The sequence below is a fragment of the Pseudoalteromonas sp. S4492 genome (genome assembly GCF_005886115.1).
Lineage (GTDB): Bacteria > Pseudomonadota > Gammaproteobacteria > Enterobacterales > Alteromonadaceae > Pseudoalteromonas > Pseudoalteromonas gelatinilytica.
Map to the genome: position 1 here is coordinate 91423 of NZ_PNCP01000043.1, position 14908 is coordinate 106330.

At 42.4% G+C, this 14908-nt stretch carries 17 protein-coding genes; 4 read left to right on the forward strand and 13 right to left on the reverse strand.

The annotated features are described in order from the left end of the window. Positions 1-71 precede the first annotated feature (71 nt). Positions 72-788, forward strand: a complete 717-nt coding sequence (locus tag CWC28_RS14760; protein WP_063702066.1) for an SIMPL domain-containing protein — start codon at positions 72-74, stop codon at positions 786-788. Here the strand turns inward: CWC28_RS14760 and CWC28_RS14765 are convergent. The 9 genes from CWC28_RS14765 to CWC28_RS14805 all read right to left on the reverse strand — a co-directional run bounded on the left by CWC28_RS14765 (position 777) and on the right by CWC28_RS14805 (position 9036). After that, positions 777-2033: a lipopolysaccharide biosynthesis protein gene (locus CWC28_RS14765; protein WP_105174526.1), complete on the reverse strand. Its 1257-nt coding sequence runs from the start codon at positions 2031-2033 to the stop codon at positions 777-779. The two genes, CWC28_RS14760 and CWC28_RS14765, sit on opposite strands and share 12 nt — an antisense overlap. A 4-nt stretch (positions 2034-2037) precedes the next feature. Beyond that, positions 2038-2721 (reverse strand): hypothetical protein, encoded by a 684-nt coding sequence (locus CWC28_RS14770; RefSeq protein WP_105174527.1) that lies wholly within the window; start codon positions 2719-2721, stop codon positions 2038-2040. Positions 2722-2820: 99 nt separating this feature from the next. Next, positions 2821-4656 (reverse strand): DUF885 domain-containing protein, encoded by a 1836-nt coding sequence (locus CWC28_RS14775; RefSeq protein WP_063702072.1) that lies wholly within the window; start codon positions 4654-4656, stop codon positions 2821-2823. A 34-nt stretch (positions 4657-4690) separates the two neighbouring features. Next, positions 4691-5824 carry a radical SAM family heme chaperone HemW gene (gene hemW, locus CWC28_RS14780; RefSeq protein ID WP_063702074.1) on the reverse strand — a complete coding sequence of 378 codons (1134 nt, stop codon included), beginning with the start codon at positions 5822-5824 and terminating at the stop codon, positions 4691-4693. Beyond that, positions 5821-6420 carry an XTP/dITP diphosphatase gene (locus CWC28_RS14785; protein ID WP_063702076.1) on the reverse strand — a complete coding sequence of 200 codons (600 nt, stop codon included), beginning with the start codon at positions 6418-6420 and terminating at the stop codon, positions 5821-5823. Before CWC28_RS14785 ends, hemW begins: the two co-directional genes overlap by 4 nt. A gap of 7 nt (positions 6421-6427) precedes the next feature. Then, the gene (locus CWC28_RS14790; protein ID WP_063702078.1) at positions 6428-6868 is read right to left on the reverse strand and encodes a DUF4426 domain-containing protein; all 441 of its coding nucleotides are present in this window, start codon (positions 6866-6868) and stop codon (positions 6428-6430) included. A gap of 58 nt (positions 6869-6926) precedes the next feature. Further along, positions 6927-7460, reverse strand: coding sequence for a YggT family protein (locus CWC28_RS14795; RefSeq protein ID WP_063702082.1), 534 nt, complete (start codon positions 7458-7460; stop codon positions 6927-6929). Between the two features lie 23 nt (positions 7461-7483). Continuing rightward, on the reverse strand, positions 7484-8305 hold the full coding sequence (proC, locus tag CWC28_RS14800; RefSeq protein ID WP_063702084.1) for a pyrroline-5-carboxylate reductase: 822 nt from the start codon (positions 8303-8305) through the stop codon (positions 7484-7486). Positions 8306-8322: 17 nt separating this feature from the next. Next, entirely contained in the window at positions 8323-9036 is a 714-nt protein-coding gene (locus tag CWC28_RS14805; RefSeq protein ID WP_063702086.1) for a YggS family pyridoxal phosphate-dependent enzyme, read from the reverse strand. A 2-nt stretch (positions 9037-9038) separates the two neighbouring features. Here CWC28_RS14805 and CWC28_RS14810 point away from each other — a divergent pair, with 2 nt between their 5' ends. From CWC28_RS14810 to CWC28_RS14820, 3 genes are read left to right on the forward strand one after another with little or no spacing between them, the layout of a single operon-like run. Then, complete coding sequence (locus CWC28_RS14810; RefSeq protein WP_063702088.1) at positions 9039-10079, forward strand: type IV pilus twitching motility protein PilT; 1041 nt, start codon at positions 9039-9041, stop codon at positions 10077-10079. Between the two features lie 14 nt (positions 10080-10093). Beyond that, the gene (locus CWC28_RS14815; protein WP_063702090.1) at positions 10094-11227 is read left to right on the forward strand and encodes a PilT/PilU family type 4a pilus ATPase; all 1134 of its coding nucleotides are present in this window, start codon (positions 10094-10096) and stop codon (positions 11225-11227) included. Next, a complete protein-coding gene (locus tag CWC28_RS14820; protein ID WP_240494356.1) occupies positions 11228-12100 on the forward strand; it encodes a hypothetical protein in 873 nt (290 codons plus the stop codon). It abuts the gene before it with no gap. On the opposite strand, the gene ruvX is transcribed toward CWC28_RS14820, so the two are convergent. The 4 genes from ruvX to rsmE all read right to left on the reverse strand — a co-directional run bounded on the left by ruvX (position 12097) and on the right by rsmE (position 14905). Then, entirely contained in the window at positions 12097-12546 is a 450-nt protein-coding gene (ruvX, locus tag CWC28_RS14825; RefSeq protein WP_063702093.1) for a Holliday junction resolvase RuvX, read from the reverse strand. The genes CWC28_RS14820 and ruvX overlap by 4 nt on opposite strands. A gap of 20 nt (positions 12547-12566) precedes the next feature. Beyond that, positions 12567-13124 carry a YqgE/AlgH family protein gene (locus CWC28_RS14830; RefSeq protein ID WP_063702096.1) on the reverse strand — a complete coding sequence of 186 codons (558 nt, stop codon included), beginning with the start codon at positions 13122-13124 and terminating at the stop codon, positions 12567-12569. A 24-nt stretch (positions 13125-13148) separates the two neighbouring features. Further along, positions 13149-14102: a glutathione synthase gene (gene gshB, locus CWC28_RS14835; protein WP_063702098.1), complete on the reverse strand. Its 954-nt coding sequence runs from the start codon at positions 14100-14102 to the stop codon at positions 13149-13151. A 68-nt stretch (positions 14103-14170) separates the two neighbouring features. Continuing rightward, positions 14171-14905: a 16S rRNA (uracil(1498)-N(3))-methyltransferase gene (gene rsmE / locus CWC28_RS14840; RefSeq protein ID WP_063702100.1), complete on the reverse strand. Its 735-nt coding sequence runs from the start codon at positions 14903-14905 to the stop codon at positions 14171-14173. Positions 14906-14908: the final 3 nt, after the last annotated feature.

Consider the following 14908-nt stretch of genomic DNA (forward strand, 5'->3'; position numbering starts at 1 on the left):
ATACTCATAAGATAACCTGTTTATAACTACTTTTCGAGTCAAAAACAGTGACCTACATCAAGGAGAAAAGCATGAATAAAGCGCAACCATTTAATATCGTTATTGCAGCGTGTGCATTGGCGGTTGGTTTGCTTGGATTAGGTTTTATTTTGAAAAGTGCAGCCCTTGATGTGAAAGGCATGGAGCGCACTGTTCATGTTAAAGGGTTAGCCGAAATGGAAGTGCCAGCCGACACCGTTATTTGGCCACTGCAGTTTTCTGATGCCGATAACAACCTTGAAAAATTAGTGGGGCGGGTTGAAGAGAAAAGTGATGCAGTCGTTGCCTTTTTAAAGCTGCATGGCTTTAGCGACGAAGAAATTAGTCTGGGTAGTCAGTCAATTATTGATAAACAAGCCCGTGAATATGGCGGCGAGAATCAGCAGTTCCGTTATATTGCTCGCAGCAATGTGATTGTTTATTCGAATGATATTGAAAAAGTACAGCATGCGTTAGGCGAAGTAAGCCAATTAGCCAAGCAAGGTATCGCGATAGTGCAAGATAACTACGAAACGCGTATTCAGTATTTGTTTAATGGCTTAAATGAAATCAAGCCAAATATGATTCAAGAGGCAACCGAAAAAGCCCGTGAAGTAGCAATGAAATTTGCTAAAGATTCACAGTCTAAGCTGGGTAAAATTAAAACCGCCCACCAAGGCCAGTTTTCAATTTCTGATAGAGACTCAAATACACCTCAGCTGAAAAAAGTACGTGTTGTTACCAGTGTCGAATATTATTTATCTGACTAAACCCAATACCACAGATAAAGGCAGCCGCATGCGTGTACACACAATCACCATGCGGCATAGCGCACCAAGCATAAAGCCACCACTAAACGCAACAGCCACGCCCATTAAGCCAAACTGATCTTTTAAAATTATAGCCATCAATACGGTGACACTGGTTGCGCCTAGTAATACGTACAAGTTGATGAGTGGGTTGCCTTTTAATTTGATCATGCTACTCGCTAAAATTCTCGCTGGTAGTAACAATTGCCCGAGTAACAGCAGCATTAAAATCCAAAACCCTTCTTGTAATTGGCTTTCGCCATAGAGGCTGAGTAGTGGTTTTGCGAGCAAGGCGAGTAGCAAGATAGCGGCAAAGTTAAAGCGCCACACTACTTTCATTAACTCGCTCAGTTGCTGTTCGGTATTTTCGTTAGCCATTAAAATGGGTTTTAAATATTGGTTGGCCGCATTGCCTAAAATCGTCAGTAAGCCGGCGATCACTACCGCAGGAAAGAAGATACTCACGCCTTGTGCACCAAACCAGTGATGCACCAATAATACATCGAGTTTTGCTACTAATACGGTGCCTGCGCCACTGGCGAGCATGATCAAGGAGTCTTTACACCATTGCTTAGTTTGGTAGCGGGCAGTCCCTGCGACGATCATTTTTTTGATTAGCCAATATTGATAGCTGACTACACACAAGATACTACAAAACAACAAGATACAAATCTCGACTAACGATAAGTCCCCACGTATCAAATAAACTAAGAAACAAAACCCTGCGGTTAATAATTCAAAGATACATTGCTGTGTTATTAGGCCTATTTTAGGTTTATTTAACGCCACTAAAAAAGCCGATTGGCTTTGCATAATAGCGCCAATCGGCACCAGTAACAGTAAATAAACTACATGCTCTTTGGCACTTTGATGCGGTGAAATAGCCTGAAAGCTAATCACCACCGCAGCGACAAAAATCACCCCGAATAAACACGATGCAGCTAAATATACGTGTTTTAAGCCCCGTAATAACTCATGTTGCTGAGCCTTGTAGAGCGGATAGCTAATACGCATTAAAGACGATGCAAAGCCCATACTCGCAGGTAACAAAAGAATTTCACAAAGTGCGAGTAACGCCGCAAAAGTACCAAACTCATCACTACTTAATAACCTTGCAAGGCACAAGGTGAGCACAATACGGCTACCATGATTAAGAGCGGTAAAACTACTGAGCGATAAAAACGCTTTAACAACATCCTTATTCATCGGGTTATTGATTAAGCGCGTTTAATAACTGTGCCGTTGGCACTTGCAAATAGGCCGCGCAAAGCAGCACTTTGCTGTCGGCATTCGTTGGTTGATTGGTACCATAGAATTGCTTAAGGGTATTTACCAAGGCGCTGACTGCACTAGGGCTGTGACTTTGGTCGACTTCCATCATGGCTAATAACGCAGAGAATTCATGTTTGGCTAGCATTTGAGTCGTGCTGTTTAGTGCTATAAAACAACCAATTGGAGAGAGCTGCTGCTTATTTAATGTTTTTAACGCAACACCTAAGCTTTCGTTGCTTTCAAATAACATTAACGAACGCAAGTAATTAAAGGGAAGTTTATCTGCTTGGCACTGCGTAAATAAATGATGTAGTAGGGTGTTACCTTGGTTGTCGGTAATACAAAAGGCATTTTGAAACTTAAGCCCCGGAGTAAAAAAGCTTAGTTTATCGATATCATCAATCAAGGCAACCGCTTCACTTGGCAGCGGGCTGGCTTCGAGTAAATGCGCTGCAACATTTTGTAAAAACAAGTATTTAACTTCACTACTGCACGCTAATTGATAGATGTGTTGTAATTGTGCCGCTTGCAAAACCCCCGAAACACTTTGGTAATCGGCAATGAGTTCTTTTAATTGGTGATGCTGAAGTCGGCTGTTCAATTGCTCTATAGCGCTTTGCATGAAAATACTCGTTTTTTATTATTTATACATTTATAGCTCAACTACTTGTTTAAATAAATAAAAAAGGCCGCTGAGCGGCCTTTTTCAAGTCTTTATTGTTTAAGCTGCTTGTTTCTTAGCAACCCATTGGTCAACAAACTTCTCAAGTACGTTTAATGGTACAGCACCATTTTTAAGTACGACGTCGTGGAATTCACGAATATCGAATTTATCACCTAGTTTTTCTTTAGCCGCTTCACGAAGCTCTAAAATTTTCAACATACCTACTTTGTATGCCGTCGCTTGTGAAGGCATTACAATGTGACGCTCAACCATTTTAACGCCATCAGAGGTTGCGTTAGGTGTGTTATTTACGTAGTAGTCGATACCCTGTTGACGCGTCCACTTCATAGCGTGGATACCGGTATCTACAACTAAGCGACATGCACGCCATAACTCCATTGAAAGACGACCAAAATCTGAATAAGGGTCTTCGTATAAGCCCATTTCTTTTGGTACTAGCTCAGAGTATAAACCCCAGCCTTCAACATACGCGGTGTAGCCACCAAACTTACGGAACTTAGGCACACCTTCAAGTTCTTGCGCGATAGCAATTTGCATGTGGTGACCTGGAATACCTTCGTGGTATGCAAGTGCTTCCATTTGGTATGTTGGCATTGCTTCCATATCGTATAGGTTTGCGTAATAAATACCTGGGCGAGAACCATCTGGTGCAGGTTGTTGGTAGAACGCTTTACCTGCAGCTTTTTCGCGGAATGCTTCTACAGCTTTAACTTTAAGGTCAGCTTTGGGCTTAACAATGAATAACTCATCTAGGCGAGATTTCATGTTATCGATAAGAGCCGTAGCTTCATCAAGGTAACGTTGTTTACCTTCAGCGGTATTCGGGTAGTAGAACTGCTTATCAGTTTTCATGAATTGCATGAATGCTTTAAGGTCACCTTTAAAGCCAACTTTGTCTTTGATTGCACGCATTTCGTCGTGAATACGCGCAACTTCAGCTAACCCGATAGAGTGAATTTCTTTCGCTGTTAAATCAGTTGTTGTGGTACGTGCTAGCGCATTGTTATAGAACGCTTCACCGTCAGGGAATTTCCAAGCACCGTCACGGTCATCTGCGCGTTTTTCTAACTGAGCTAAAAAGTTAATTAGCTTAGTGTAAGAAGGTTTAAGAGCCGCTTTTAGGGCTTTTTCAGCATCGCTGATAAGTGCTGATTTTTCGTTATCTGCAATCTCTAGAGCGTTAACTTTACGTTTAAAGTCAGCAAGTAATGTTGAATCTTCACCATCATTAAACGGTGCGCCGCGTAAGATGTTTTTGCTTGAATCAATCACGTGTGGGAATACAAACTTAGGCGCGATGATACCTTCATCTGCACGTACTTCTAAATCAGTGATTAATTGATCAATGACCGCTGGTACACCATTTAAACGCGAGATATACGCTTTTGCATCAGATACATCAGCAATCTGATGTTGGTTGATTAAAAACGCAGGGATCATCGAGTGAACCCCAAACATTTGGTTCACAGGGTAGTTGTAATGACGCCATTTGAAATCAGCAATTTCGTTTTCTAAGTCTTGTTTTTTAAGGTCGTAGCTTACTTTTGTTGCGTCATCTAATAAATCACGATTAATTGCATTCAATGCAACTAAGTCAGCTTTAGTTTGTTCAAAGTCAGCTAAAACGCGCTCTTCGCTACCATCATCCCATTTATCGTAATCTTTTTTGATACCCATGTATGTTTGGTAGACAGGGCTTTTCATTACGTCACGGTTAAAAGTATCTTCGAAGAAAGCATTTGCTTTATCGATTTCACTTTGAACAGGTTGGCTTTGTACGCTTGGCGCAGGCGTTGGTTGCTCTTGCATTTGTTGGCAGCCACCAAGTAATGCAACGCTTACCGCCGCAGCGATGAAGGTCAATTTACGCATTTTAATTCCTTTGTTGTTGTTAGAAATATAATTATTAAACGAATAATTCTAGCAGGTCATTCAAAAAACGATGGCCTTTTTGGCTTACCTGCCAGTTATCTTTGTCATCAATTAGTAAGCCTTTTGTAATTGCTTCGGTCAAGGCTTGTTCCTGACTTTGCAGTGACAAACTTGTAAGCAAAGGTAAATCTGCTTTCGGACAAGGTTCGACTAAGCGAAAGCGATTCATAAAGAATTCAAAGGCTAAATCGTCTTCGGTTACTTGCCATTGTTCGTATAAATAAGGTTTGGCAAGGTCCATATAACCCCGCGGGTGCTTAACTTTCACGGTGCGGGTGATGACTTTATTTTCATCAGTAATTTTACCATGAGCACCACAGCCGATACCGAGATAATCGCCAAATCGCCAATAATTCAAGTTATGACGGCATTGGTAGCCGGGCTTGGCGTAGCCTGAAATCTCGTATTGCTCATAACCTGCTGCGGCTAGTAAAGCTTGACCTTGTTCTTGAATATCCCAAAGGATGTCATCATGAGGTAAGGTCGGTGGCTTTGAAGCAAATTGCGTATTTGGCTCAATCGTTAGCTGATACCAAGAGATATGGGGAGGATTAAGGGCAATGATTTTTTCAAGGTCACCCAAGGCATCTTCAAGAGATTGTCCGGGTAAGCCATGCATTAAATCAAGGTTAAAACTGTTTAGTCCCGCTTGATGCGCTTGCTTAGCAGCGTAGCTTGCTTCATCAGCACCATGAATGCGGCCAAGGGCTTTTAGCTTGTCGTTTTGCATGCTTTGCACACCAATCGAAATACGATTAATGCCAGCGGCAACATATTCTTTAAAGCGACCAGTTTCGACGGTGCCTGGGTTTGCCTCTAGGGTAATTTCACAGTCATCGCTTAAGCCAATTAATCTGTCGACTTCGCCAAGTAGGCGAGTATAAGCGTCCCCGGTTAATAAGCTCGGGGTACCGCCACCAATAAAGATGCTGTGGATTTTACGCCCTTGTACTAAGTGTAAATCGGCCTTGAGATCATCAATAAGATGCTGAACGTATTCTTTTTCGGGGATCGTGCCTTTTTGGCCATGACTATTAAAGTCACAGTATGGGCACTTTTGCACGCACCAAGGCACGTGCACATATAAACTCAAAGGCGGTAAACTCACAGGCCGCCTTTTTGCTGCAATTGCGCAAGTAGTTGTTTTAAAGCTTGGCCGCGATGGCTAAGGGCATTTTTTTGCTCTTTAGTTAACTGAGCGCTAGTACATTGCTCAGACGGCACATAAAACACCGGATCATAACCAAAACCACCCTGACCATCTTGGCTATGGGTGATTTCGCCTTCCCAACTGGCACTACAAATAAGTGGTGTCGGGTCGTCGGCGTGGCGCATTAGTACTAACACACACCAAAAACGCGCACTGCGAACTGGGTTATCAGCAAGCTCTTTTAATAGCTTGTCGATATTATCTTGATCACTCGCATCCGCTCCGGCAAAGCGTGCAGAGTACACACCCGGCGCACCATTTAGGCCGTCGACTTCCAGACCTGAGTCATCGGCAATCGCAGGTAAACCTGTGATCTTTGCCGCATGACGCGCTTTAATAATGGCGTTTTCAACAAATGTGGTGCCTGTTTCTGGTACGTCAGGTACTTGAAAATCACTTTGTGGAACCACGTTAATATTAAGTGGGCTGAGCATACTTGCCAGCTCTTTTACTTTGCCAGGATTACCCGTGGCTAAAACCAAGGTGTTGTTCATAGGTCTATTAATCTACGTAAAATTTTTGCTGAAATTTCAGCGTCTGTACTTGGCCATTTTGATTAATTTCGATATCAAAACGGTAAATTTCTTCGTTGCTGTAATCGATTTGTGCAAGGTAATAAATTGCATCACCTTCAACAACTTCTTTAAATGTAAGCTGTTTTTTATTGCCAAGCAGGTTACGAGCTGTGCCTGTTAAGCTAGCTGTTTGTGCTGATTTGTCGCTATTTTTTAATACCGAAATATTGATAATCCCTTTATTAGGGCTACGGTCTAAGTCGTAGTTTTTGGCGATATTTGGCTGAATGAAGGTCGATGGAAATGCAATGTAGTGAACTTCCCAAGGACCAAGTACCTTGTACTGAGCGCCTGCTTGTTCATCTGCTTTGGCATAGCTTGTAAATAAACTTAATAAAATCAAAGAAAAATAAATAAATTGCTTCATGGTATATCTCACTTAACAAAAGAGGCCTTTCGGCCCCTTACTGCTTCACGTTAAACGCTTAGCCAATAAAATCCATTAATAGAATTTGTAAAAACTGTAGACCAATAATCAACACTAAGATTGATAAGTCCAGACCACCGAGTGGCGGAATAACCTTACGAATTGGGCGTAACATTGGCTCAGTTAGCTGGTGGAATACAGCTTCAATTGGGTTGTAGCCTTGGCTTACCCAACTAAGTAAAGCACGAATAATTAATACCCAAAATAATAAGTTTAAACCTTCTTTGATCACTGTCATAAATGCTTGAATGAATACTGGACCCGGCGCCCAAGCATTATAAAACATCAGAAAAATAACACTGAGTTTTGCTACAGCAACTAAATAAGCAAGCACTAATGAAGCAATATCAAAGCCACCCACTCCAGGGATGATTTTACGTAGAGGGTTCACTGCGAACGAAGTGGCTTTCACCACAAACTGGCTCATAGGATTGTAAAAGTCAGCTTTTGCCGCTTGTAACCAAAAGCGTAAAAGGACCACCATTAAAAAGAGATCAAAAATAATCCCAACTAAAAAGTGCATGGCTTGCATAGTTTTACCTTCAAAAAGTAAGCTTAAAGTTCTTTTTCCATCGCTTCAGCGCGAGCAATACAGGCATCCATTGCATCTGCAACAGTACCGACTAAACCTTGTGATTTCAGATGTTCTACCGCTTCGTGAGTTGTACCCCCTTTAGAGGTTACGTTTGCACGTAGCTGAGAAATACTGATGTCTTGTTGCGACAGCGCCATTTCGGCTGCACCCAGTGCGGTTTGTTGTACTAAACGGCGTGCATCTTCATCGCTAAAACCAAGTGCTTTGGCTTTTTCTTCAATAGCTTCCATAAATAAGAAGAAGTAAGCAGGTGATGAGCCTGTTACAGCAATGATATCGTTGATTTGTGACTCTTGCTCAACCCACACAACAATGCCTGTACACTCAAAAACTTGTTGCACAAACTCGTGTTCTTCAGCGGTTTCACCCGCGCCATAAAGGCCAGAAACACCGCGACCGAGTAGTGAAGGGGTATTTGGCATGCAACGTACCATTTTTACATCTTGGCCTAGCATTTCACGTAATCGTTTAACGGTAAGACCGGCAGCCACTGAAATAAATAGTTTGTTGCTAAAATCAACGCCAGAATCTTGGAATGATTGACAAAGCTCGCCCATCATTTGTGGTTTAACAGATAAGACAATCACATCTGCATCGCGAAGTGCCGCGTTGTTATCCGCGGTAGTTTGCACCCCGAAATCAGCAGCAACCTTAGCTAATTTGTCTTGGTTGCGATTGGTTGCAATGATGTTTTTAGCTGCAAAACCGTTCTTTACCATGCCGCCAATGATGGCGTAGCTCATGTTACCCGTGCCTATAAATGCGATTTTTTTGTCTGACATATGTCTGTTATCACCTTTTAATTTCGTTGGCCAAATATATCCGTGCCAATGCGTACCATGGTTGAACCTGCTGCAATCGCCGCTTCAACATCGTTACTCATACCCATCGACAAGGTGTCTACTTGGGGATATTGGGCCTTTAGTTTATCAAAGCAAGCGCTTAATTGCTCAAAATATTGTAATTGTAGCTGGGCATCGTCGGTTTTGGCAGGAATCGCCATCACACCACGCAGGCACAAATTAGGGCATTGATTGACGAATTCGGCCAATGCCATTAGCTCGTCTGGGTGGCAGCCTGACTTCGCCTCTTCTAAACTAATATTAACTTGAATTAATACATTGAGCGGGGCTTTGTCGGCTGGTCGTTGCTCATTAAGACGTTTTGCAATTTTAGTGCGGTCAACACTTTGTACCCAATCGAAATGTGTGGCTACTTGTGCACTTTTATTTGATTGAATAGGGCCAATAAAGTGCCAAATAATGTCTGTGTAATCAGCCAATGCTGTGACCTTTGTGACTGCTTCTTGAACGTATGATTCGCCAAACTGGCGTTGACCATGCGTATAGGCGGCAATCACATCGTCTGCAGGTTTTGTTTTTGAAACAGCCAATAGGCTGATTGATTGCTCATCGCGATGATTATTTTTTGCAGCTTGAGCAATTCTTGCGTAGGCGGATGTAAGTCGTTCTGCTATTGTAACCATATAATTATCAGTTGGTTGTGGAGTCATAAATGGATATTACCGAATTATTGGCCTTTAGTGTGCAACACAAAGCCTCGGATTTACACTTGTCATCGGGCGTATCACCTATGATACGTGTTGATGGTGATGTGCGTCGTATTAATATTCCAGCATTAGAACAAAAAGATGTAAATAGTCTGGTATACGATATTATGAACGATAATCAGCGTAAGGACTACGAACAAAATCTTGAAGTGGATTTTTCATTTGAAGTACCAAACCTTGCGCGTTTCCGTGTTAATGCATTTAACTCAAACCGTGGCCCGGCTGCGGTGTTTCGTACTATCCCAAGCGATGTATTAACACTGGATGATTTAGGTGCCCCAGATATTTTTAAAACCATTGCCGACAACCCACGTGGTTTAGTGTTGGTTACAGGCCCTACGGGTTCGGGTAAATCAACCACCTTAGCGGCGATGGTTGATTATATTAATCAAACCAAACATCACCATATTTTAACTATCGAAGATCCAATCGAATTCGTGCACGATAATAAGCTCAGCCTTATTAACCAACGTGAAGTTCATCGTGACACGCACAGCTTCTCCAATGCACTTCGAAGCGCTCTTCGTGAAGACCCTGATGTTATCTTAGTAGGTGAGCTTCGTGACCTTGAAACAATCCGTCTTGCGATGACTGCAGCAGAAACAGGTCACTTAGTGTTTGGTACCTTGCATACCACATCAGCACCAAAAACCATTGACCGTATTATTGACGTTTTCCCAGGTGAAGAAAAAGACATGGTACGTTCAATGTTATCTGAATCATTACGCGCTGTAATCTCGCAAACCTTACTTAAAAAAGTGGGCGGTGGGCGAGTTGCAGCACACGAAATTATGATTGGTGTGCCGGCTATCCGAAATCTGATCCGTGAAGATAAAATTGCACAAATGTATTCATCAATTCAAACCGGTGCATCGCATGGTATGCAGACCATGGATCAATGCTTAGCAAACTTAGTTAACTACGGCATTATTACAACCAATGATGCACGAGCTAAAGCGCAAGATAAAACCCAGTTTGGTGGTTAACGGAGCTATTTAAAATGTCTTTACCTTTAAATCATTTTTTACAAGTCATGATCGACAAAAAAGGCTCTGACTTGTTTGTTTCTAGCCAGCTTCCTGTCAGTGCAAAAGTAAACGGCGAACTGTTGCCTTTAAGTGATGAAAAACTCTCTGATGAAGATTCACTCGCTTTAGTTGAGTCTGCAATGAACGATAAACAGCGCAAAGAGTTTCATGACACTAAAGAATGTAACTTTGCGATTGCAACCGATGAAGGCCGTTTCCGTGTTTCAGCCTTTTGGCAACGTGATAGAGCGGGTATGGTTATTCGCCGTATCGTTACGCAAATTCCTGATGTGAATGAACTTGGTTTGCCATCAACATTAACCGATGTGATCATGGCAAAACGTGGTTTAGTGCTGTTTGTGGGTGGTACAGGCACAGGTAAATCTACGTCATTAGCAGCGCTTTTGGGTTATCGTAATCGCAATCAACGTGGTCATATTCTTACCATTGAAGATCCTATCGAGTTTGTCCACGAACATCGTAAAAGTATCATCACTCAACGCGAGGTTGGTTTAGATACAGAAAGCTTTGAATCAGCCCTGAAAAGTTCACTGCGTCAAGCACCTGATGTGATCTTAATTGGTGAGATCCGTTCACAAGAGACCATGGAATACGCACTTAGCTTTGCTGAAACCGGTCACTTGTGTGTGGCAACACTGCATGCAAATAATGCCAACCAAGCTATTGACCGTATCATGCACTTAGTACCTAAAGAAAAGCACGATAAGTTAAAGTACGACCTTGCACTGAACCTTCGCGCCATTGTTGCGCAGCAGTTGGTGCCAACTGCTGATGGGGAAGGGCGTGTCGCTGCTATCGAAATTCTACTAAATTCACCGATGGTGGCAGAGCTCATCAAGCGTGGCGATATCGGCTCTATCAAAGAAACCATGGCTAAATCGAAAGAAATGGGCATGCAGACCTTTGACCAAGCGTTATTTGAGCTTTATAAACAGCGTCGTATTAACTACGCTGATGCGCTGCACCATGCTGACTCGCCAAATGACTTACGCCTAATGATTAAGCTGCAAAACAATGAACAAAGTGGTGCTGGTTTCTTACAAGGTGTGACTATCGATGGCCTTGATGGTAAGAGTGATATATAAATGCTGCTGCGAGTAAATTTAATCGGCTGGTTATTTTTATTATTGAGTACGTTTCACGTATACGGTAATGACAATAAAAGCGTGGTTATTTTTATTCGCGATGATGTTTATGACGATTACAGTCGCTTTTTGAATGGTCGTAAGCCCATTGAAGTTAAAGACTTTAGTGGTGCTTACATTCGCCGCGACGTCGTTGATATGATCATCGCTCAACAAGCGTTGAGTTTAGGTGGTTTTACTAAGCCATTTCGCTACCACAAAGGGAATGTTAATTACCGTAATACCAAGTTGTTAGAGGATGGCCAATTACTATTAAGCTTCGATAGTGTTTGGTCTGTTGATGCAAAGCAGCTTGCAGAGTCAGTGTATATCTCAGATCCAGTCATTAGAAATGGTGAGTATTTTGCGGGCATATTTACTTCGCCGAACAATAAAAAAGTGCTTAAAGTAAAACAGCTTGCTGACTTTAAACAATTAACTGCGGTATCAACGCCACGCTGGCAAACTGATTGGCAAACGTTATCGGCTCTGCCACTAAAAGAGCTGCTCAGAGAAGATGAGTGGCTTGGGCAAGTCCGCACTGTATCGATGCAGTGGGTTGATTTTATGATGATGCCCCTGATGCCGAGTCTCAATAACCGTTATAGTTTAGAAAATATTGAACTGGTTGCAGTGCCAAACCTTGTACTCCAGCTCAATGATAGCCGTCATTTTATTATTTCGAAGAGTCACCCCGATGGCAAAGCGGCTTTTGCTGCAATTCAAAAGGGGCTTTCGCAACTACGTAAAACAGGCGCAATTGAAAAAGCCTACCGAGAGGCAGGCTTTATTCCAGATTTAAACAGCAATACTGTGATTAACAAAGCCCGTTAGTCACCATAAAACTGCTCAAAGAAACTTTCTAAAATGATTACTGCAGACATGTTATCAACGTTACCTTTGCCAAGGTTTCGATAACCACCTTGTTCGAATAAACGAGCTTTGGCATCAGCAGTCGTCAAACGCTCATCTTGTGTTTCAACCGGGATACCAAAGTGATTGTGTAAGCGATTAGCGAATTTTTTGGCTTTGAAAGTGACTTCTTGATTGGTGCCATCCATATTGAGCGGTAAGCCAACCACCATTAAATCTGGTTGCCACTCGTCAACTTGCTTTTTAATCAGCTGCCAATCAGGAATACCATCTTTCGCTTTCACTGCGTGTAAGCTTGAAGCCGTTCCTGTGAGTTCTTGACCAATGGCAATACCAATGCTTTTGGTGCCAAAGTCAAAGCCCATAACGGTGCGTTCACCGAGCGGCTTAAAAGTACGTTTTGTCATAGTCTTAAAAATATATAAAGTTAGGCGTGGCCTGCTTCAGAGCTTAATTGGCTAACATCAAAGCCCAGCATAGAGACTGCTTTTTCCCAGCGTTTTTCAACGGGAGTGTTAAAGATGATCTCAGGGTCTGCTTTAATAATTAACCACGAATTCTCTAACAGTTCTTGCTCTAATTGACCTTGATCCCAACCTGCATAGCCCAGTGTGATAATAAACTGATCTGGCGCCTCATTAGTGGTTAGGCTTGCTAACACATCTTTTGAGGTCGTGATCATGATGTCACTGCTGAGTTTTTGGCTTGACGCATAACCTGGCTTAGGCGAATGCAATACAAACCCACGATCGGTTTTTACAGGTCCGCCGGCATACACAGCAAAGCCCGCGGCTTGCTTGCTTTTGTCGTTATCAATTTCGATTTTATCGAGTAGCTCGCCCACAGTGATGTTGATAGGCTGGTTGATCACCAAGCCCATCGCACCATCTTGATTGTGCTCACAAATATAAGTGACTGCACGTTTAAAAAAAGGGTCTTGCATGCTCGGCATTGCGATTAAGAAATGATTCTCTAATGACTGCATAGGTCGCCCCTTTTACTGTTTAAATTAAGTATGGCTCAGTTTTCTTTCAATGGCATCAAATAAGTGGCCAGTGATTGAAATGTCGTATGCCGCTTCAATTTCTTTTACGCAGGTTGGTGCAGTCACATTGATTTCAGTTAAGCGGTCACCAATGATATCTAGGCCAACAAAAATCAGGCCTTTTTCTTTAAGGGTTGGTGCAACAGCCTCTGCAATTTTACGGTCTGAATCGCTAATTGGGCGTGCTTCACCACGACCACCTGCTGCTAAGTTACCGCGTGTTTCGCCATTTTGTGGGATACGCGCTAGGCAATATGGCATTACTTCACCATCAACCACAAGTACGCGTTTATCGCCTTGTTTGATTTCAGGAATATAATTTTGTGCCATCGCAAAGCGGCTACCATGCTCGGTTAATGTTTCGCAGATCACACCGATATTTGCGTCGTCTTCTTTAATGCGGAAAATTGATGCTCCACCCATACCATCAAGCGGCTTTAAGATAATATCTTTATGCTCAGCTAAAAATGCACGAATGTCTGCTTGGCTGCGCGTTACCAAAGTATCGGGTGTATGTTCACTAAACCAAGCGGTGAATAGTTTTTCGTTCGCATCACGTAAGCTCTGTGGCTTATTGATTACCAGTGTGCCTGCTTGCTCAGCTCGCTCTAAAATGTAGGTTGCGTAGATATACTCAGTATCGAAAGGCGGATCTTTACGCATTAAAATAACGTCTAAATCAGCTAAAGCAATGGTGGCTTTTTCTTCTAATTCATACCAGTGATTTACATCATCAAATACACGGGCTTTGGCAGCTGTTGCATAGCTTTGACCTTGACGCAGAGACAGGTCATCCATTTCCATGTAGTAAATTTCGTAGCCGCGTTTTTGTGCTTCCATCATCATTGCAAAACCAGTGTCTTTTTTAATATTAAAGCCACTAATTGGATCAGAGATTATGCCTAACTTAATTGCCATGTTTTTGCCTTAGAGTCGTATGCCATACTGTGTTTTGTTACTTTGATATATGGGTGTTTTTACGGTTTTCAATTCGCTAAATCGCCAAACTGCAATTGCAATGCACTTAATACTGTTAGAGCGGCTGTTTCTGTTCGCAGAACACGTGGTCCTAAGCGAATATCAACAAAGTGTTGCTGTTTAGCAATGTCAATTTCTTCATCGGTAAAGCCACCTTCAGGACCAACTAAAAAGCGCACGCCTTCGCTGGGTACTTGAATCGTTTTAATGCTGTGCTCAGCACGTGGATGCAGAGTAAGCTTAATCGCATCACTTGCTTGCTCTAGCCACTCTTTTATATCGATAGGCGGGTGCACAACAGGCACAAAGTTACGGCCTGATTGCTCTGCAGCTGCAATCGCAATTTTTTGCCATTGTTGGTGTTTTTTCTGTAATCGATCACCGCTTAGTTTGACACCACAGCGCTGACTAAAAATAGGTGTGATTTCAGTGATACCAAGCTCGACTGACTTCTGAATTGTAAAATCCATTTTATCGCCGCGTGATATACCTTGTCCTAAGTGAATTTTTAACGGTGATTCCACATCATGATCAATAAACTCTTGTGGCTCAACCAGCACATTTTTTTTGCTTACTTCAATAATTTCACTGAGGTATTCACCTCCTTCACCATTAAAAATGGAAACTTTATCACCGACTTGCATACGCAACACACGGCCCACATGACCTGCGGCATCATCATCAAGTGCTATCGGGGTGTTTAAAGAAATCGCTGAAGGTTGGTAAATATGAGGAACTCGCATGGC